Source organism: Vibrio chemaguriensis (assembly GCF_012275705.1).
In the GTDB taxonomy this organism is placed as follows: Bacteria; Pseudomonadota; Gammaproteobacteria; order Enterobacterales; family Vibrionaceae; genus Vibrio; species Vibrio diabolicus.
In genome coordinates this window covers 113,820-132,334 of record NZ_SHOE01000008.1, presented here as the reverse complement: position 1 = coordinate 132,334, position 18,515 = coordinate 113,820, and the positions used below count along the sequence as shown (strand labels likewise).

18 protein-coding genes and 1 other annotated feature are annotated in these 18,515 nt (G+C 44.2%); of the genes, 4 read left to right on the top strand and 14 right to left on the bottom strand.

Annotated elements, in window-relative coordinates:
* Positions 1–91: 91 nt before the first annotated feature.
* Positions 92–868, bottom strand: coding sequence for a peroxide stress protein YaaA (yaaA, locus tag EX191_RS09805; RefSeq protein WP_012842137.1), 777 nt, complete (start codon positions 866–868; stop codon positions 92–94).
* 111 nt (positions 869–979) lie between these two features.
* Positions 980–2,413 carry an alanine/glycine:cation symporter family protein gene (locus EX191_RS09800; RefSeq protein WP_012842138.1) on the bottom strand — a complete coding sequence of 478 codons (1,434 nt, stop codon included), beginning with the start codon at positions 2,411–2,413 and terminating at the stop codon, positions 980–982.
* Between the two features lie 721 nt (positions 2,414–3,134).
* Between EX191_RS09800 and EX191_RS09795 the strand changes: the two genes are divergently transcribed.
* Positions 3,135–3,320: a DUF3545 family protein gene (locus EX191_RS09795; RefSeq protein ID WP_005396294.1), complete on the top strand. Its 186-nt coding sequence runs from the start codon at positions 3,135–3,137 to the stop codon at positions 3,318–3,320.
* A 234-nt stretch (positions 3,321–3,554) separates the two neighbouring features.
* Here EX191_RS09795 and EX191_RS09790 read toward each other — a convergent pair whose 3' ends face one another.
* The 3 genes from EX191_RS09790 to nfo all read right to left on the bottom strand — a co-directional run bounded on the left by EX191_RS09790 (position 3,555) and on the right by nfo (position 6,070).
* Positions 3,555–4,106, bottom strand: coding sequence for a hemerythrin domain-containing protein (locus tag EX191_RS09790; protein WP_005396296.1), 552 nt, complete (start codon positions 4,104–4,106; stop codon positions 3,555–3,557).
* Between the two features lie 112 nt (positions 4,107–4,218).
* Positions 4,219–4,899 carry a uracil-DNA glycosylase gene (gene ung / locus EX191_RS09785; RefSeq protein WP_193447654.1) on the bottom strand — a complete coding sequence of 227 codons (681 nt, stop codon included), beginning with the start codon at positions 4,897–4,899 and terminating at the stop codon, positions 4,219–4,221.
* Positions 4,900–5,182: 283 nt separating this feature from the next.
* On the bottom strand, positions 5,183–6,070 hold the full coding sequence (nfo, locus tag EX191_RS09780) for a deoxyribonuclease IV (RefSeq protein WP_046873969.1): 888 nt from the start codon (positions 6,068–6,070) through the stop codon (positions 5,183–5,185).
* A 326-nt stretch (positions 6,071–6,396) separates the two neighbouring features.
* On the opposite strand from nfo, the gene grcA reads away from it, so the two are divergent.
* Entirely contained in the window at positions 6,397–6,774 is a 378-nt protein-coding gene (gene grcA / locus EX191_RS09775) for an autonomous glycyl radical cofactor GrcA (RefSeq protein WP_193447653.1), read from the top strand.
* 92 nt (positions 6,775–6,866) lie between these two features.
* Here grcA and EX191_RS09770 read toward each other — a convergent pair whose 3' ends face one another.
* The 5 genes from EX191_RS09770 to thrL form a co-directional block, all read right to left on the bottom strand.
* The gene (locus tag EX191_RS09770) at positions 6,867–7,526 is read right to left on the bottom strand and encodes an NADPH-dependent FMN reductase (RefSeq protein WP_114323161.1); all 660 of its coding nucleotides are present in this window, start codon (positions 7,524–7,526) and stop codon (positions 6,867–6,869) included.
* Between the two features lie 115 nt (positions 7,527–7,641).
* On the bottom strand, positions 7,642–8,922 hold the full coding sequence (gene thrC, locus EX191_RS09765; RefSeq protein ID WP_109168792.1) for a threonine synthase: 1,281 nt from the start codon (positions 8,920–8,922) through the stop codon (positions 7,642–7,644).
* A complete protein-coding gene (gene thrB / locus EX191_RS09760) occupies positions 8,919–9,875 on the bottom strand; it encodes a homoserine kinase (RefSeq protein ID WP_041852994.1) in 957 nt (318 codons plus the stop codon). Before thrB ends, thrC begins: the two co-directional genes overlap by 4 nt.
* A gap of 20 nt (positions 9,876–9,895) precedes the next feature.
* On the bottom strand, positions 9,896–12,355 hold the full coding sequence (gene thrA / locus EX191_RS09755; RefSeq protein WP_193447652.1) for a bifunctional aspartate kinase/homoserine dehydrogenase I: 2,460 nt from the start codon (positions 12,353–12,355) through the stop codon (positions 9,896–9,898).
* A 53-nt stretch (positions 12,356–12,408) separates the two neighbouring features.
* Positions 12,409–12,528 (bottom strand) — a sequence feature (Thr leader region).
* Complete coding sequence (gene thrL / locus EX191_RS09750) at positions 12,464–12,541, bottom strand: thr operon leader peptide (RefSeq protein WP_193447671.1); 78 nt, start codon at positions 12,539–12,541, stop codon at positions 12,464–12,466. It overlaps the preceding feature by 65 nt.
* A 425-nt stretch (positions 12,542–12,966) precedes the next feature.
* Between thrL and EX191_RS09745 the strand changes: the two genes are divergently transcribed.
* Positions 12,967–13,437 carry a ribonuclease regulator gene (locus tag EX191_RS09745; protein WP_065645163.1) on the top strand — a complete coding sequence of 157 codons (471 nt, stop codon included), beginning with the start codon at positions 12,967–12,969 and terminating at the stop codon, positions 13,435–13,437.
* On the opposite strand, the gene EX191_RS09740 is transcribed toward EX191_RS09745, so the two are convergent.
* Entirely contained in the window at positions 13,434–13,916 is a 483-nt protein-coding gene (locus EX191_RS09740) for a putative 4-hydroxy-4-methyl-2-oxoglutarate aldolase (RefSeq protein ID WP_005396309.1), read from the bottom strand. The two genes, EX191_RS09745 and EX191_RS09740, sit on opposite strands and share 4 nt — an antisense overlap.
* Before the next feature lie 55 nt (positions 13,917–13,971).
* Positions 13,972–14,379 (bottom strand): DUF3293 domain-containing protein, encoded by a 408-nt coding sequence (locus EX191_RS09735; RefSeq protein ID WP_031780532.1) that lies wholly within the window; start codon positions 14,377–14,379, stop codon positions 13,972–13,974.
* Between the two features lie 361 nt (positions 14,380–14,740).
* Here EX191_RS09735 and arcA point away from each other — a divergent pair, with 361 nt between their 5' ends.
* A complete protein-coding gene (gene arcA / locus EX191_RS09730) occupies positions 14,741–15,457 on the top strand; it encodes a two-component system response regulator ArcA (protein WP_005381824.1) in 717 nt (238 codons plus the stop codon).
* A gap of 83 nt (positions 15,458–15,540) precedes the next feature.
* On the opposite strand, the gene EX191_RS09725 is transcribed toward arcA, so the two are convergent.
* Positions 15,541–15,990 (bottom strand): putative periplasmic lipoprotein, encoded by a 450-nt coding sequence (locus EX191_RS09725; RefSeq protein WP_182033057.1) that lies wholly within the window; start codon positions 15,988–15,990, stop codon positions 15,541–15,543.
* A 1-nt stretch (position 15,991) separates the two neighbouring features.
* Positions 15,992–18,346: an aerobic respiration two-component sensor histidine kinase ArcB gene (gene arcB / locus EX191_RS09720; protein ID WP_047009095.1), complete on the bottom strand. Its 2,355-nt coding sequence runs from the start codon at positions 18,344–18,346 to the stop codon at positions 15,992–15,994.
* Positions 18,347–18,515 lie beyond the last annotated feature (169 nt).

Here is an 18,515-nt window from a genome sequence, read left to right as displayed (position 1 = left end):
GCCTAAGCTAAAACATAACAAAGGGTTGGCACTGCCAACCCTTTTTCGTTTGTGTTTATTGAGATTAACGTAGACTACGTCTCAATCAGTTTTAGTTTTGCTCTTCGCGTTTAAATACTAACTCTGTTGGTGTCGATTCATCTTCAACAAAGTAGTAACCCGCCGTATCAAACTTAGTCAGGTCTGCCACGCTCTCAATACGGTTTTCGATGATGTAACGCGCCATCATGCCGCGCGCTTTCTTCGCGTAGAAGCTGATGACCTTGTATTGGCCATTCTTACAATCTTTGAATACTGGCGTGATCACTTGCGCATCTAAGTTCTTTGGCTTCACCGCTTTAAAGTATTCATTTGATGCAAGGTTGATAAGCACATTATCACCTTGAGCAGAAATCGCTTCGTTAAGCTTATCCGTAATCACATTGCCCCAAAACTGGTACAAGTTTGTGCCCTTGTCGTTTGCAAGCTTGGTACCCATTTCAAGACGGTATGGCTGCATCAAATCGAGTGGTTTTAGTAAACCATAGAGGCCAGATAACATGCGCAGATGATCTTGAGCATATTCGAAGTCCGCCTCAGATAAGGTTTCGGCGTCTAGTCCTGTGTAAACATCACCTTTAAACGCTAGGATCGCTTGTCGTGAGTTTTCTGTGGTAAACGTTTCACTCCACTCTTGAAATCGCCCGACATTCAAATCGGCAATCTTGTCGCTCACTTTCATTAAAGAGGCAACATCAGCAGGAGTCAGTTTGCGGCAAACATCGATAAGCTCTTTTGAGTATTCGACCAACTCAGGTTGAGTAAATTTTTCTGTCGCTAACGGAGACTCGTAATCAAGAGTCTTCGCTGGAGAAACTACGATAAGCATGACTTTCCCTTCTCTAATTCTGTTTTTTAATAGGGTACAAAAAAAGCCATGCATTGTCTGCATGGCTTTTTACATCGTACTAATAGCTTTCAACTATGAGTGATAGCTCACTTAGTCTTTTTTATCGTTGTACCAAATGCCTTCTTCAAGCTGAGATTTCAGCTCAGGGAAGTCATTCGCATCAAACGTTGGTACTTTACCTTCACCAAGTTGGCGGTTGTAATCTTTTGCTAGCTTAATCACGATGCCAGATAACAAGATGATTGCCACCAAGTTGACTATCGCCATCAGCCCCATCGAAACATCAGCAAGTGACCATACGACTGGGAGCGAAGCAAGTGCACCAAACATCACCATACCAAGAACAACAACGCGGAAAATGCTTAGGCCCGCCTTGTGGTTGTGCTCTAGGAAGATTAGGTTCGTTTCAGCGTACGAGTAGTTCGCGATGATTGATGTAAATGCAAAGAAGAAGATTGCCACGGCAACAAAGATACCACCCCAATCACCAACTTGCGAGCTCAATGCACGCTGAGTTAGCTCGATACCCGTCACTTCTGTTGCTTGACCGACATACTCACCTGACATCAGGATGATAGCCACTGTCGCTGAACAGATAACGATCGTATCCATAAATACACCTAGCATCTGAACATAACCTTGAGATGCAGGGTGTGGTGGGTAAGGTGTTGCTGAAGCCGCCGCGTTTGGCGCAGAACCCATACCCGCTTCGTTCGAGAATAGACCGCGTTTAATACCGTTAATCATTGCCTGTGCAATCGCGTAGCCAAGACCACCAGCCGCCGCTTCTTGCAGACCAAATGCACTCTTAAAGATAAGCATTAATACATCAGGTAGCTTCTCTAGATTAGAGAACATGATGAACAGTGCTAGAGCCAAGTAAAGCAGCGCCATGATCGGAACGATCATCTCTGCGACTTTTGCGATACGCTTGATACCACCGAAAATTACAATCGCAGACAGTGCTACAACCGCGATACCAACGTACAGGTCACTCCAACCAAATGCGGTGCTCATTGCATTTGCAATTGAGTTAGCTTGTACGGCGTTGAATACCAAACCAAAAGCGATGATTAGGAAAACTGAGAACAATACGCCCATCCAACGCATGCCCAGGCCTTTTTCCATGTAGTAGGCAGGACCACCACGGTAGTTGCCATCATCATCTTTGGTTTTGTATAGCTGCGCCAGAGTACTCTCTGCAAACGACGTTGCCATACCAAGCATTGCGATCAGCCACATCCAGAAGATCGCGCCAGGACCACCTGCAGTCAATGCAACTGCAACGCCCGCCATGTTACCTGTACCAACACGTGCAGCAAGACTAGTACAAAGCGCTTGGAAAGAAGAAATACCAGCTTTGTCTGCTTTACGACTGTTCTTAAGAACAGAGAACATGTGGCCGAAATGGCGGAACTGAATGAACCCTAATCGAACGGTGAAGTAAATACCAACACCAACAAGAAGATAAACCAGAATCGAACCCCAAAGGAGATCGTTCATCAAATTGATTAAGTCTGTCATGTGTACCTCAAAGTGAGTTGCGCCGGTCTATGCGTCCAAGCCATCCACCAAATTGCCTGCTAAGTGTCAAAGTGTGCTTAGCTTTTTAAGTAATGTTTATGGGCAATCTAGAATCGTAAACGTCGCTTCATGCATCCATTTTACGTACCAGCGTATTTTTTGACGGGCGGATAATGCAACCTAGGAGCGCAAAAATCAATATGCAATCATGATAATAACATTGTTATTTTTCACTATAAAGTCACCAAAAAATAACATAAATGGAAGACTTAACACCCATAAACCGCAACATTTCAATTACCAAATGCCAACATAAATAATTATCGCCCACCAAACAGAACGGAGACCCATATAATTAAGACCAAGCTAGTATTCACAAGGTGTTACATAAATTTGCTCTAGTGCCTTACCATCTAATTGAACACTATTTCATCAAACTGGTTTTATGCAACTTTGACCTTTGCACTGTCCCCCCACTCGCCAAATCGAATTAACATTGAAGATCTCTCTATTTAATCGTTTTCTTGAGATCGTTTGTGCATTTTTTAGCCACCACATTGCCATGAAAAGTGTGATTTTGAGAATATTTTTGCACGAAAATGTCATGCTACCGACACAAATGCGAAATATATCATGGTTATTCTCACGGCTATTGTGGTACTTAAAAAACTCCACAAGGACTGGTTACAACAGTTTAGCTTAAGAAAGGTAAAGGTGGCTTATGGAAGGCTTTCAACTAGATGACATTTTTAATCTGGATACTACCTCAACAACCAAATCTCGTGCCAAACCAGTAAAGCGAAAGTGGCGTGAAATAGAAGAGATGAACGACAGGCGCAATTTGCTTAAAGAGCTACGCGAACTTGATGCCTGTACCGACTACAACTTGGAAGACATTAAACTCTAATTCAAACAAAAGGCACCTTAAGGGTGCCTTTTGTTTTTGTTTACAGTAACCGTAAACGGCTTGAGTTTAAGCGTCAGGATTTGAGTATGAGTACCGTTATTACTCAATAAGAATTTTCCTGTCTTTTGGTTGAGAAGCGCAAAAGATAAATTTGCGTCCAATTCTCAATAAATAAGAAATGCAGCTAACAAATCCGAGTGATACTTTCGCTCGCTCAGGTTTCATCGCACACACTTAAACATACTCAGCATCACTTTGACGCACACGTTCAGCTAACTGTTTATAACGATCGGCAATGGTGTCACCAAAAACTGGGTCATCTTCACTGACGCTCCATAAGCTTTCAACATGCTGCCAATCCTCGGTAGTGAACAGCTCCTCAATGAGAGGCAGGATTTTTCGTTCCTCTAACTCCAAGTGGCGTCTTTGTGATTCAATGAAGTCCTCTAGGTGGGCCACAAACATGTCTTGAGGCACAACAGCATCCTGCAGGATCATCTCTATCAAGGAAGCAAACTCTTTGGTTTTACTTGCTAACTCTTGGTGTTCTTTCTCTAAGTTTTCCATGGTCTGTTGCTTACCATAGTGCTCAAGAAAGTGGTGATAGAGAATATCTTCTTTCGGATGGTGAACTTTTTCTGAATGATTAGAGAGGTAATCAACTATCTCGCTTACTAATGCGTAGTTGATCGCACGTTCTTCTTTTATCTCATTAAGTTTATGGCGCAGTATCGCCAACAGACGAACCATATAACCGTGTTCGCGTCGAATTCTTTCGATCATCATAGCGTCTCTCCTTAACACCTACTTTTAATAAGTGTACATGAGAAATTTGCCATCAGCCTCGAGCGTGCTCAAAAAAACAGCGATAATGGCAGCATTATCGCTGTCTCTTCTTTTATACAGTTAATGGCAAATGCCAGTTGATTGGTGCTTTCCCTTGCGAGGCAAGTAACTGGTTTGCTTGAGAGAAATGCTTACAACCAAAAAAACCTCGGTGTGCTGAGAGTGGTGATGGATGTGGTGCGGCTAACACATGATGTTTATTGCGATCAATAAAGCGCCCTTTCTTCTGAGCGTGAGAGCCCCACAATAAAAACACCACGCCTTCCTGATGCTGGTTTATCGCTTCAATCACTCGGTCAGTGAACGTTTCCCACCCCGTTTTTGAATGTGAATGCGCTTTACCTTGCTCAACCGTCAATACCGTATTGAGCAGCAATACACCTTGCTCTGCCCAGCTTTGTAAGAATCCATGCTGAGGGATTTGGAACCCTTCAATATCTTGAGCCAGCTCTTTATACATATTAACGAGTGATGGTGGCGTTTTGATTCCAGGAAGAACGGAAAAGCACAAGCCATGCGCCTGATTTGGACCATGGTATGGGTCCTGCCCCAGAATCACTACTTTAACATCGTTAAACTCGGTAAAACGAAACGCATTAAAGACATCTTTCGCTGGCGGAAAAATCGCTTTGCCTGCGGCGCGTTCTGCTTCTACAAAATTCAAAGTGTCTACAAAGTAGCTCTGTTTTTTCTCTTCGCCGATCACATCGTACCAAGTGGGTGACTGATTCATGGAAAGTTCCTGTCCTAAATTTTGCTTCTATTCTAACGAGCGAAACCCAAACAAACAAAAACTTACCACGAACTTGAGAACAGTAATAAAAGACTAATGCTTCTGTGGCGTTCGAAAATGCCCCTGTCCAGTAATGTGACGATTAGGCATCGGCAAACGAAGCACGCGGCGGCTATATGCGTAAGAAGCAAAAGAGTGTGGTCGAGACATAGTGGCATCCTTCTTTCTTAATTCAAATTGACTTAAGTGACTAAGAAAGAAAGGTGCCAACTCTGTGATCACATCATTGGTTATCTATCGCCGCTAGATGAAACTGACGCAGTGCGTTGATTTCTTGCTGCCAGATGTCCGGATCAATTGTTTCTAAAATCAGAGGGATACCATCAAATCGAGGGTCTTTAGCGATGTACTCAAAACAATCCCACCCGATCTCTCCTTTGCCTAATGAGTGGTGGCGATCCACTTTGCTGGCAAACTCAACTTTTGAATCATTTAGATGCATTGCTCTTAAATAGTGCATCCCAACAATACGGTCGAATTCAGCAAAGGTATGCTCACAATCCTCTTTAGTACGCAGATCGTAACCGGCGGTAAACGTGTGGCAAGTATCGAGACATACACCAACACGTTCTTTGTCTTCCACTTGATCGATGATTTCAGCAAGATGCTCAAACTTCCAACCTAGGTTTGTACCCTGACCAGCCGTATTCTCGATTACCGCGATCACATTCGGCACCGCTTTGTGCGCAAGATTGATCGACTCTGCGATCGTCGCTAAGCACTCCTGTTCCGAGACTTTCTTTAAGTGGCTCCCAGGGTGAAAGTTCAGCAACGTTAAACCCAATTGATTACAACGCTCCATCTCATCGATGAATGCAGCGCGTGACTTATCCAACTTATCCGCTTCTGGTGCACCTAAGTTAATTAGATAAGAGTCATGGGGAAGAATATGTTCTGCGCCGAAACCCAGCATTTTACAGTTCGCTTTAAACGCACTGATGGTTTTTGCTTCTAAAGGCTTCGCCACCCACTGGCGTTGGTTTTTTGTAAATAGTGCGAACGCATTCGCGCCAATTTCGCGAGCTCTCAACGGCGCTTGATCGACCCCACCAGCAGCAGAGACATGTGCACCAATGAGTTTATTCCCAAGCTTGTTTTTCATGTTTGTCATTTAATCACTTTAGACTTTCAGTATTGCTACCTAAATACAGATAGTTGCGTTAATCAGTTTAAACTTTAAGCTTAACTTGCAGTAAATTTACAACAAAATTAGTTATTAAATATTTTTTATATTATCAAATAAATTGTAATTAGTTTGTTTTCAAAGGTTTTATTGATTTAACTCAATAAAATTACCTTAATAAAAATAATGTTTTTGGTTGTTTTTTGACTTAAATCAATATTAAAATAGTGGATATTAGCTATATAATACTCAGCTCAACGAAAATTCGAAAATTAACACCAATAATCACCACGTAAGTGGTCTAGGAGATAGTGATGATCCAAGGTATCCAAATTACAAAAGCGGCAAACGACGACCTACTAAACTCTATCTGGCTATTAGATAGCGAAAAAAATGAAGCTCGTTGTGTTGCTGCAACTGCTGGCTACGAAGCAGACCAAGTTATCGCAATCAGCGATCTAGGTGAATACGAAAGCTGTGAAGTAGCAATCGAAACAGCTCCTCGCATCGAAGGCGGTCAACACCTAAACGTGAACGTGCTTAAACGCGAAACACTAGAAGATGCAGTTGCACACCCAGAGAAATACCCACAACTAACTATCCGTGTTTCTGGTTACGCAGTACGTTTCAACTCGCTAACTCCAGAGCAACAACGTGATGTCATCGCTCGTACTTTTACTGAGACGCTATAATCTCAATAAAATCGACTTACTCACATTTAAAAAGCTTGGTCTCAATGGCCAAGCTTTTTTTGTTTTTCCATGCATCTAACCGTTCTGTTCCTTTACGGAGCATTTCTCTGTGACGGATCCTTCTTAAACACTTCAGCCAATGAGGTTGGGTCAAGCCTTTCTCTTTGTTGTGAAGCGCCTTCAGACCACCAAATGAGTTGATGTATTGTGCGATTCATATAGCTGTCCCACTGCGTCTGCTGCAATTCATCCGCAACGACACCCTGTTCGTCAAACACTTCTTGCGCTTTCGGAATGTGAATCATCGCCGAGACAGGTAAACATCCAAGTTCAGATAAGAAGGTACGCATCGACACAGCAGCTCGAACACCACCCCATTGTCCAGCAGAATAGGTCACGATAGCACTTGGCTTATAAGAAAACAGCGAACTACCAAAATGGTTAAGCATGTTTGCCAAAGCAGGGCTCATCGAATGGTTGTATTCCGGACTGACCATCACGTACCCATCGGCGCTTTTAATTTTGTCTGCCAGTTCTCTCAAGTGGGCTGGCACTTTAGCGCGATGGTAAGCAAACTCAGGCTTAAACACGTCGTCAAAGTCGTAGTTCAATGGGTCAATGATTTCGACGGTATGTTGGGAATACTGATTCTTAAACAACGTTTCACATGCTCTACTCACTCGCATGCCCAAGCGGGCTGGTCGTGGCGGTGTGCTGTCTCTTACCGAGCCAAGAAAAATCAAAAAATGCATGCTTCTATTTCCATCTTTAAGTTCGTTTCTCAATCATAAAGAGAGTCGAGACTTACTGACAATAAAAAAGGCGAATGATTGCTCATTCACCTTTCGTCGTTCATCATTTTAATAATTACTGTACACGGCGCAGTACTTGTTTCAATGCATCAAAGTCTGCGTCTAGCTCTTCCGATAGCAGTTCCATCGCCGCGTGCTTCGCTAGCGGTGCAGGAAGCTCGATGTCAGATTGCAAAATGTCATCCACCACTTCTTTGAACTTCGCTGGATGCGCAGTACATAGGAAAAGACCGGTTTCACCTTCTTGCAGTTGCTCTTCAAGAACGCGGTAAGCAATCGCACCGTGCGGTTCACATAGGTAGCCCAATGAGTACAGGTCTTTCACAGATTGTGCGCTTTGCTCATCTGAAACCGCGCCTTTACCTAGTGTCTCTAGGCCCCACTCTTTCACTCGGCAAAGCTCTTCGATACGCGGCCAGTTGTTCGGTTGACTCACGTCCATCGCGTTCGATGTCGTTGCAACCGTTGGTTTTGGCTCCCACTTACCTGTTTCTAGGTAGCGCGGAACCGTGTCATTAGCGTTAGTTGCAGCGATAAAGCGTTTGATCGGCAGACCCAGCGCTTTTGCCAGTAGACCAGCAGTTAGGTTACCAAAGTTACCACTTGGTACAGACACGACTAGGTTTTCACGCTCTTGTTTGCTCATTTGCGCTGCTGCTTCAAAGTAGTAACAGATTTGCGCCATCAAACGGCTGATGTTGATTGAGTTTGCAGAATTCAGACCGATCTCTTCACGCAGTGCGGAATCATCGAAAGCTTGCTTAACCAGAGCCTGGCACGCATCGAAGTCGCCATCGATCGCGACAGTGTGAATGTTCTTGCCTAGCGTACAGAATAGCTTCTCTTGCAGTGGGCTGATCTTGCCTTTCGGGTAAAGAATCACAACGTTGATGTCTTCCATACCATAGAAAGCGTGCGCAACGGCTGCGCCAGTATCGCCAGAAGTCGCAGTCAGAATGGTGATCTTGCCACCGTCCGATACCGCCGCAAGAGATTGCGCCATAAAGCGACCGCCAAAATCTTTAAATGCCAGCGTTGGACCATGGAAAAGCTCTAACGCGTAAACACCGTCTTTGACTTGATTGATTGGCGCCGGGAATTGGAACGCTGCGTCCACAAGCGCGTTGACTTGCTCTTCCGCCAGCTCATCACCGATAAACGCTGATAAAATCTTAGTGCTACGAGAAACAAAGTCTTCTGCCAGTAGCGCATCAACGTCTTCAAACTTTGGTAATTCCGATGGGAAAAATAGACCTTGGTTACGGCCTAACCCTTGGCGAACGGCTTGGCCAAAGGAAACTTGTTCATCATTTTCTTTTATATTGTAAAGCTTCATAGCTCACTTCCTGTTACTTTCGAACCCTGCTTATCTAGACGACAAACGTGGACGAATCCTTCTTCGTTTTGTACGTAGTTCTGTTCTAACCAGCGAGCAACTCGCTCAGCGACATCTTTCTCTTTGCAAATACTGAACAGTGTCGGCCCACTGCCAGAAATACCGGTAGCCAATGCACCCGCAGACGCTGCGTATTGACGTGCATTCGCAAAACCCGGAAGCAGTTTCTCACGATACGGTTCTGCGATCACGTCTTTGATCATTTTTGCAGCTAGCTCTGGCTGACCAGAATGACACGCATGAATAAAGCCCGCAAGGTGACGACCATGAGCAATGATATCTTGTCGACGGTATTGAGATGGTAGGATCTCACGCGCTTCTGCTGTTGATACTTTGATACCCGGATACGCCATCACCCAGTACCAATCGTCAAAGCAAGGCACTTCTTGGCTAATGATACCTAGCTCTTCCAGCATCAATTGCACACCGCCAAGGTAACATGGCGCCACGTTATCATAGTGAATACCACCAGAGATCTTGCCTTCCATTTCCCCCATCAGTGCTAGCAGCTCAGTCTCGTTAAGCGGCTGACCATGGAATCGGTTTAATGCATCTAATGCAGCAACGATAGAACAAGCACTTGAGCCTAAACCTGAGCCTATTGGCATGTTCTTTTCTAGCGTCATTTCAAGTGGTTTTAGCTCAACACCTTTTTTATCTAGCTCGCGAGAAAACACCAGCCAACAATCGTAAACGATGTTTTCTTTTGGCTCTGTAGGCAACTTAGAGACAAAATTACCCGCAGTTTTCAGACTGAACGGCTCAGTCCCTGCCTTAACTTGCACTCTGTCACCTAGCAAGGTCCCATCCACTGGGGACACCGCCGCCCCCAATACATCAAAACCAACACTTACATTACCAATTGATGCTGGGGCATAAACCACTACATCCATATCACTTGAACTCATTCTTGTTATACCCCTAGTTTCCAACCTAAAGTACGCATCACGTCAGAGAATACACCCGCAGCCGTTACCTCAGTACCTGCGCCGTAGCCACGCAACACAAGTGGGATTGGCTGGTAGTAACGGCTGTAAAATGCCAGTGCGTTTTCACCGTCTTTGATTTTATACATCGGATCGTTTTCATCCACCGCAGCGATGCTTACTGTGCACTTGCCCTCGTTAATTTCACCAACGTAACGTAGTACTTTGCCTTCTTCTGCTGCTTTAGCCGATAACTCTTTGAAGTAAGCGTCTGCTTCTGGGAGACGCGCCATAAACTCATCAACACTGCCTGAATCATCAAAGCCTGGCGGTAGCGCTTGGTCAACAACAACATCTTCAAGCTCTAGTGACATGCCCGCTTCACGAGCTAGGATCAACAGCTTACGCGCGACATCCATACCAGACAGATCATCACGAGGATCTGGTTCAGTAAAGCCATTTTCTTTTGCGATATTCGTCGCTTCACTTAAGCTCATTCCTTCATCTAACTTACCGAAAATATAAGAAAGAGAACCGGAAAGAATACCGCTAAAGCGCTCCAGTTCATCGCCTGCAGAAATTAGGTTTTGCAAGTTTTCAATAACCGGTAGGCCTGCACCTACGGTTGTTTCATACATCAATTTACGACGGGAGCTACGAGCCACATCGCGAAGCTGATGGTAGTACGCCATGCTTGCTGTGTTTGCTTTTTTGTTTGGTGTTACAACATGAAAACCTGCCGCTAGGAAGTCGGCGTATTGTTTAGCAATGTCTTCACTGGAGGTACAATCAACCAATACTGGGTTGATAATATGATTGCGTTGTACCAAAGAAATCAGACGCGCTAGGCTGAATTCTTCTGTGGCTGCTGACATACGATCACGCCAGTGCTCGAGCGGTAAGCCTTCGCTATCAAGCAAAAGACCTTTGCTGTTTGCTAAGCCACAAACTCGAATCACAATGCCTTTCTCAGCCAGTTTGACTTGTTGGCGTTCGATCTGATCCACCAGTTCGCCACCCACACCACCGACACCAACAACGAACACATCTAGGAAGTGTTTCGAGTTGAATAGGTTTTCGTGACACGCTTTGATCGCCTCAGAAATTTTGTCTTCTGGAATAACGGCAGAAATCGCACGTTCTGATGAGCCTTGTGCTATCGCCACGATGTTCACGTTCACTTCAGCAAGAGAAGAGAAGAAGCGAGAAGCCACACCGCGCGATGTGCGCATACCATCACCAACAAGCGTAATGATTGAAACATTATCAATAAACTCAACCGGTTCTAGTAAGCTATCTTTGAGTTCTAGCTCGAACGCATCTGCCAGCACTTGCTGCGCTTTCGCTTTATCTTCAGCCTCAATACAGAAGCTGATGCTGTATTCAGAAGAAGACTGAGTGATCAGAACAATAGATACACCAGCAGACGACATCGCACCGAATACACGGCTCGCCATGCCTACCATGCCTTTCATACCAGGGCCTGATACGTTAACCATGGTTAGGTCGTTAAGTGTTGTAATACCTTTGATCGCAAGATTATCTTCACCAGTATCTTGGCCGATAAGAGTACCTGCACCTTGAGGGTTAAAGCTGTTTTTGATCAGACATGGAATGTGGAATTGAGCAATAGGGGCGATGGTTTTCGGGTGCAGAACGGAAGCACCAAAATAAGAAAGCTCCATCGCTTCTTGGTAGCTTAGTGATTTAAGTAGGCGAGCATCTTCGACTAAACGTGGGTCACAGTTGTATACACCATCAACGTCGGTCCAGATTTCACAGCAGTCTGCGCGTAAACAAGCTGCAAGAACCGCTGCCGAGTAGTCAGAGCCATTACGACCCAGCGTGACAAGCTCTCCTTTTTCGTTGCCAGCTGTAAAGCCCGGCATAATGTTCACGTGGCCCTGAGGAAGGGGGTTTTGACGGAAGTTTTGCGTTGAAATATCCACATCAACCATAGCTTCAAGATGATCACCTTGGGCATACAGATACTCGACAGGATCGATCAAGCTCGCTTGTTGTCCCTTCGCCTCCAAGACGGCTTTCATCAACTGAATGGAAACACGCTCACCTTTACTGATAATGCGTGCATTTACGTTGTTTGGGCACATACCTAATAGATTGATGCCGTGAACAAATTGACGTAATTGAGATAGCGAGGTTTTCACTTGGTTATCGAAAGCTGAACCATCAATATTGGGTAGTACTGCTTGGATTTGAGTGAAGAGCGTTTTAAACGATTCATCCAACTCTTTGATTTGCAGCTCTGCTTCACCATTGCGCAACGCGCCTTCAATGACCGCAACCAATTTATTTGTTGTTTTACCTGGGGCAGAAAGAACAACCGCCACTTCTTCTTGTTGAGCGTTATTGGCAATGATGTCTGCCGCTCTTAAAAAGCGATCTGCATCAGCTAGTGATGAACCGCCAAACTTCAATACTCGCATCCCTTCCTCCGGTATATCTTCTCAAACTTGTCTAAATTCTGGATAAAAAAGCATAAAAAAAGGCCTGTATCTTGTTGGATACAGGCCTTTTTTGTGAATTTCTTTCGCTCAGCAGCCTGCCCCAACATGTGTCGTGTCGATAATAATAATGGTCGTGGTCATTACTACTAGGCTGTTAGATGGCATAAATAAATATTCAACGTTAATTGTGTTTGCTTAACTCTACGTTTACCGAGTTTCCGATTCATAGTCAACAAAAAATTGTTTGTTTTTCAGTCTTACAGCGATTTCTGCTAAGCAATCTTATTGATATTTAAAGCTAATTGGATGTTATTGCTCGTTAGGAAATCTGTAGCTTATTTTTGTAGGGGGCTCATCCCATCGTCATCAGTCTCACTTTTTACTCCATAACTAGTCTGATCTTCGTCATAAAGCGTAAGATCAAATTATGAAAGGGAGTTGTTGACACTTAACAACAACTTAACTGTGACCTATGTTCACAGGATCGAATTATTTAGAAAATAGGTAAGCTAGCTTTCATATTCTATGCTTTAATAGTGAGAAGCTTTGGGCACATACTAATAAAAAAGTTGACACAAGGAGTGGTGAGCATGAAAAGAGGGCTTTTTCTGTTGCTTTTTTTTGTGCCTGGCGTTTGTCTAGCAAACGAGCTTCCGCCTCTTCCAGGCAAAACATCCCCTTCTCCTCATAAACTATTTATTTCCAGCGACAGCTATCAATCTGACAGTTTCGATGTTTGGAATATCGACACGGGTTATGCGTACGAACTCTTTGACTCCGTAGACGTTTACGTCGGTGCACGAGTCAACAACTCTCCAACCCAAAACCAAAGCGGTTTTTTGAGTGGGATCAGCTATCACTTCAATGATCGTGTCACACTAAAAAGTACGGTTCGCTCTTACAAGAATGAGACTGCGGAAGGTATTCGCCAAGAAGACAGCAGCCTCGCAGCTGAAGTCTCAAGTCGCGTAAAAATCACCGATAAACTGGATCTTCACGCGACTCTTGATTACCAAGATTGGCAACAAGGTATTGAGGTAGGTTTAGGCTTTCGTTTTTAGAAATCTAATTTTTGCTTTGAAATCAACACACCATTCCAATCAGCGTACACATAATGCTTCGGCTGCACGATTTGGTTTTGCATCGTTAAGGTCACATTGACCTCTCCCATACCTCGCTTCTCTGTCTTAAACGGATTGGTACCAAGTGCTTGCACGCCAATGTCCATCTGAGATATTTGTGCTACGTCGCGTATTGCACCATAGACAATAATGCCTTCCCACCCATTTTCTATTCCGAGTATTGCTAATTGATCGCCAAGCAATGCTTTCTGACACGAACCATGTCCGTCAACAATCAATACTTTCCCCGTTCCATCTTCGCCCAGTACTTCACGTACTTTTGAGTTGTCGTGATAGCAACGCACTGTGACAATTTCTCCGTAAAAAGCGGTGCGTTGACCAAAGTTCTGCAGTGGCAAAGTAAGCAGGGTAACTTGGTCTTCAAATTGGTCACAAATATCGGGTGTAATGTCTCTCATATTTCCTCCGTGAATTTTCTCACCCAAGCAGTGCTTCGGTGAGTAGTATCCTTTCCTATACGAGTCGAGGCTTAAGGGAGCCTAACTTATGCAACACTTTCGGCTGTGAGCACGCAATAAGGTAAAGTTGATCATCAATGACGTAGTAAATCGCGTTTTGTTGAAAGTCATTCGCCAATGCGACCGCCGCCTCTGGTGATAACTCGACGGCAAAGCTTTCCTCATACCATGTAAAAGAGCTGTCACCTACTGTGATAGGCGCGTAATTAACGTGCTGTAGCAGTGTTTCTAATGCTTGATTGCTTATGCAGTTCTCTTCTTTGGACCGCAAATTACTGTATGGGTTCCAAGCGGTTATCACAGCGTAGTTTGAAACGCACCACTCGGCCTCGAATCTGAAAAAAGATTCTGAATAAGCATTCCATAACGATGCGTCTATGTTCGTATTACTTTTTTCTATCATAAGTCTTAAACGATTAATAACAGTTACATTTCATCAATTGATATAAATCAACAAACTGAATGGAATTAACATTTGAGCATTGTTAGCATGCTGTTAACAATATAAAATCCGCTCCATATCTTAGGGTGTTTACGTTTCAGGCCCCACAGAAAGCAGGAAATGAAAGGTAAACAAGCCCTTTAGAATAAACGTCGCCATTGGATACTGGTGAGTTGGCAAAATTCCATGGAGGGCGGATAACTGAAAGAAGTGTTTTTTTGATCAACTTGATTTATTATCAAAATCACATTACCTGTATGTTATATTTTTGCCTAGAATTTATTCTATTAGCACAATTTTGTCACAAATTTAGGTACCGCCAATGCAAACCCCGCAGATTCTTATCGTTGAAGATGAGCAAGTAACTCGTAACACTCTTAAGAGTATTTTTGAAGCAGAGGGATACGCTGTTTTTGAAGCCAGTGACGGTGAAGAGATGCACCAAGTGTTGTCTGACAACTCAGTCAACTTGGTTATTATGGACATTAATCTTCCAGGCAAGAATGGCCTTCTGTTAGCGCGTGAACTACGCGAACAAGCGAACATTGCTTTAATGTTCCTGACAGGCCGTGACAATGAAGTGGACAAGATCCTAGGTCTTGAGATTGGTGCAGATGACTACATCACTAAACCATTCAACCCACGTGAACTGACTATTCGTGCTCGCAACCTACTTAGCCGCTCAATGAGCTCTAACGCGGTGCAAGAAGAGAAACGCTCAGTAGAAAAGTATGAATTCAATGGTTGGGTACTGGACATCAACAGCCGCTCTCTAGTAAGCCCAGCTGGTGATAGCTACAAGCTCCCTCGCTCTGAGTTCCGAGCTCTACTGCACTTCTGTGAGAACCCAGGTAAGATTCAAACTCGTGCCGATCTTCTTAAGAAGATGACTGGCCGTGAACTTAAGCCGCATGACCGTACTGTAGACGTAACGATTCGTCGTATTCGTAAACACTTTGAGTCTGTTTCAGGTACTCCTGAAATCATCGCGACTATCCACGGCGAAGGTTACCGCTTCTGTGGCGATCTAGAAGACTAATTGAATCGCTAATACGCAAAGGGCTTGCTCATTGAGCAAGCCCTTTTATTTTGGGTTTAGCAATTAACGAACAATCACTGAATCTAATAAACCTTATTAATCTTCACGTATTTTTCCACTAACCAGCGCTGTTTACCTGCGTCGTCTAAAAGTACCGCGATATCAACCGATTTTTCTGTATCCACGTCTACCTGAGACGTGAAGGCTACTTCCCATTGGCTCTCACTATGAGTTCGAGTTTCTAAAGAGTCTTCATCCACCCACCACTCTTTTTCCCCTTGCTTGATGATAAGCGCTTCGGCAGTCAGGTTGGCTGGGAGTAACTGGTCTCCTTCAAGGTAAAGTGATCCTTGAATGCTTTGCTCTTGTACTTCCCCAACAGTCGGCATCAGGTTCACCCATAAGTTACTTTTGAGCTCGACATTCACTTGGTTAATCGTAATCTGACTGTTTTGTTGCCAGTTCACACTTGGAACGGAACTGCAACCTGCCATCAATGCTATAACCAACGCCAACGGTGCGATTTTTTTCATGTTATTTCCTTTGTTCCAACCAACTTTTGAGGACTTGAATATCGTTTTGGTATTCATTTTTGATCTCTTCAACCCAGTCTGAAATGTTTTCCCACCATGCTGGCATATCGGGAGATTGCGCTTTCTGCGCCACACTTTGGATACGTTTGAGGCCAATCGAACCTGCAGCACCTTTAATTTTATGCGCTTCAGAAACAATCCCATCTTGATCTTTTGCCGTCATGTTTGAGTCTAAGACATCAATATAGTCTGGCATCATGTCTTCAAACATTTTTATGCTGTCGTAGACCGGCTTGGCACCAACAATGTCGACGTAAGACTCTAACATATCCATATCGAGCAAGTGTGTCTCAATCACAGGAGAAGGAGTCGGCTCTTCCACTGTTTCTGGAACGCTCTCAGGTTGCTCTTGCTGCTCTACCTGATGCGCGAAGAATTTATCAATTACAGACTGAATGGCGTTCACAGCAAGCGGTTTACTGATGGCATCATCCATGCCGTTATCTAAGTATTCACGACGATCTTTCATCACATTAGCTGTTAGGGCGACCAATGGAGGCAGATTGTTATAATGCTCGCGATAATAATTTGCGACATCAAACCCCGTCATATCAGGCAGCTGAATATCCAACAACGCCAAGTCATATTTTTCTGGCACAAAGTTCACGAGCGCTTCTTGTCCCGTCATCGCCACGGTAACGGAGTGCCCTAAGCTCTCAAGCAACGATTTGGCAACAGTGACGTTAAGCTCAATGTCTTCGACCATAAAGATGTTGAGATGCATATTGTCGCGTTTTGCATCAATGACAGGTTCTTCGAGTTCCACAATAGGAACGTGAATCGATACGGTAAAAGTACTACCAAAACCCTCTTCACTAGCGACAGTAATGTCACCATCCATCATATTGATCAGTTGCTTAGATACCGCCAAACCAATGCCTGTACCGACCGCATGTAGGTTGTCTTTGCCCGACTTCACTTGGTAATACATGGCGAAGATTTTATCGAGCTCATCTTCCGGTATACCAATACCTGTGTCTTCCACTTCCATAATAATGGTCGCAAAATCGTCTTCGACATCCGCGCTCACTGTCATCACAACGCCACCTTCTTTGGTAAACTTCATTGCGTTGCTGACCAAGTTCCAAATTACCTGACGCAAACGGGTCGCATCCACTTCAATTGCTTTTGGTAAATCACTCAAACGTTCTAAGTCAAAACGCAGCCCTTTTTGCTCCGCCATCAAAGCAGAGATGCTTTCAATCTCAGCGACGAAGTCTTCGAAGTTAAGTGGCGCAGGTAATAGTTCTAGCTTGCGGCGATCAAACTTATCCATATCGATAATATCGTTGAAGATGTTACCTAGCGTAATCGCACTCACATTGATGGTCTGCATGTGTTTGCGCTGCTCTTCTGTCAACGGACTATCGAGAAGCATGCGACTTAAACCCACAATGCCATTTAGTGGCGTTCGCAGTTCATGACTGATGGTTGAGATGAAAGTAGTCTTATCACGGCTTGCTTTCTCTAACGACTCTTCATGACGTTTACGTTCAGTGATATCACGGCCAAAACCTACCAATCCAAGGTGACGACCATCTTTGCTGTAAAACGGCACTTTACGCAGTTCAAAGTAGTGCTTGCGTCCATCAGGATACTCTAGCCACTGCTCGTAAGTGATGGCTTGATTATCGGCAAAGACCTTTTGGTCAGTATCAACGATGTGCTCAGCGATTTCTTTGCTATACACATCCCAAGGGCTTAATCCGACCAACTGGTGCTCTTTCTTGCCTGTTAGCTCTTCCATTGCCCGGTTACAACCGGAGAACACACCATCGGCATTGCGGTAGTAAATTAAGTCTGGCGAGGCATCAATAAATGAACGCAGTAGTGCAGTGCGTTCCGCCAGCTCTAACTGAGTACGCTCTCGTTGGAACACCTCGTTTTCGAGATCTTGCATCGCCTCTTCACGAGCTTCTTCTGCTTTAATGCGCTCTTCAATTTCTTGGTTGAGCTTTTCGATGTTTTGTTGCAGTTGATAATTCAGTTCTTGGTCTCGCGAGCGCATGTCTTTCAGTTTGGACACCAACTTGGTTAAACGCTGGCGAGACTCTTCTAGCTGATCAACAACAACAGAAAGAAAATAAACCGCCCAAGGTGTAATCAAGAGACCAAAAAACACCGAACGGACAATGTCGATATCGTCGACTCGCCCCTTGAGAGCTAAAGTAATCCCCACCTGCACCACAACGGCTAATGCCACCAGCGCAAGGGCCAGCAAAATCGAGAAACGAACAATCCCCAGTTTGACTAGCAAGTCGACATAATACTGGGCGAGATTTTTCATGGGTTTCATTAACTACTCCATGGTGCTGGCTAGATGTTGCCCTTCAATGATAAAAAACGAGCAGACATATTCGGCCTAACGCAATTTAGGTCTGTGTGATTAGTGAAAAATACGTAGTGCGAACTGCGCTTGCTAAACAAGATAAAAAGATAAGTTAACCAACGAACGCACAGGCTTC

Coding starts and splice junctions, on each gene's coding strand:
- yaaA (WP_012842137.1), bottom strand. CDS start 868: ATGCTTATCGTAGTTTCTCCAGCGAAGACTCTTGATTACGAGTCTCCG.
- EX191_RS09800 (WP_012842138.1), bottom strand. CDS start 2,413: ATGACAGACTTAATCAATTTGATGAACGATCTCCTTTGGGGTTCGATT.
- EX191_RS09795 (WP_005396294.1), top strand. CDS start 3,135: ATGGAAGGCTTTCAACTAGATGACATTTTTAATCTGGATACTACCTCA.
- EX191_RS09790 (WP_005396296.1), bottom strand. CDS start 4,106: ATGATGATCGAAAGAATTCGACGCGAACACGGTTATATGGTTCGTCTG.
- ung (WP_193447654.1), bottom strand. CDS start 4,899: ATGAATCAGTCACCCACTTGGTACGATGTGATCGGCGAAGAGAAAAAA.
- nfo (WP_046873969.1), bottom strand. CDS start 6,070: ATGACAAACATGAAAAACAAGCTTGGGAATAAACTCATTGGTGCACAT.
- grcA (WP_193447653.1), top strand. CDS start 6,397: ATGATCCAAGGTATCCAAATTACAAAAGCGGCAAACGACGACCTACTA.
- EX191_RS09770 (WP_114323161.1), bottom strand. CDS start 7,526: ATGCATTTTTTGATTTTTCTTGGCTCGGTAAGAGACAGCACACCGCCA.
- thrC (WP_109168792.1), bottom strand. CDS start 8,922: ATGAAGCTTTACAATATAAAAGAAAATGATGAACAAGTTTCCTTTGGC.
- thrB (WP_041852994.1), bottom strand. CDS start 9,875: ATGGATGTAGTGGTTTATGCCCCAGCATCAATTGGTAATGTAAGTGTT.
- thrA (WP_193447652.1), bottom strand. CDS start 12,355: ATGCGAGTATTGAAGTTTGGCGGTTCATCACTAGCTGATGCAGATCGC.
- thrL (WP_193447671.1), bottom strand. CDS start 12,541: ATGCCATCTAACAGCCTAGTAGTAATGACCACGACCATTATTATTATC.
- EX191_RS09745 (WP_065645163.1), top strand. CDS start 12,967: ATGAAAAGAGGGCTTTTTCTGTTGCTTTTTTTTGTGCCTGGCGTTTGT.
- EX191_RS09740 (WP_005396309.1), bottom strand. CDS start 13,916: ATGAGAGACATTACACCCGATATTTGTGACCAATTTGAAGACCAAGTT.
- EX191_RS09735 (WP_031780532.1), bottom strand. CDS start 14,379: ATGATAGAAAAAAGTAATACGAACATAGACGCATCGTTATGGAATGCT.
- arcA (WP_005381824.1), top strand. CDS start 14,741: ATGCAAACCCCGCAGATTCTTATCGTTGAAGATGAGCAAGTAACTCGT.
- EX191_RS09725 (WP_182033057.1), bottom strand. CDS start 15,990: ATGAAAAAAATCGCACCGTTGGCGTTGGTTATAGCATTGATGGCAGGT.
- arcB (WP_047009095.1), bottom strand. CDS start 18,346: ATGAAACCCATGAAAAATCTCGCCCAGTATTATGTCGACTTGCTAGTC.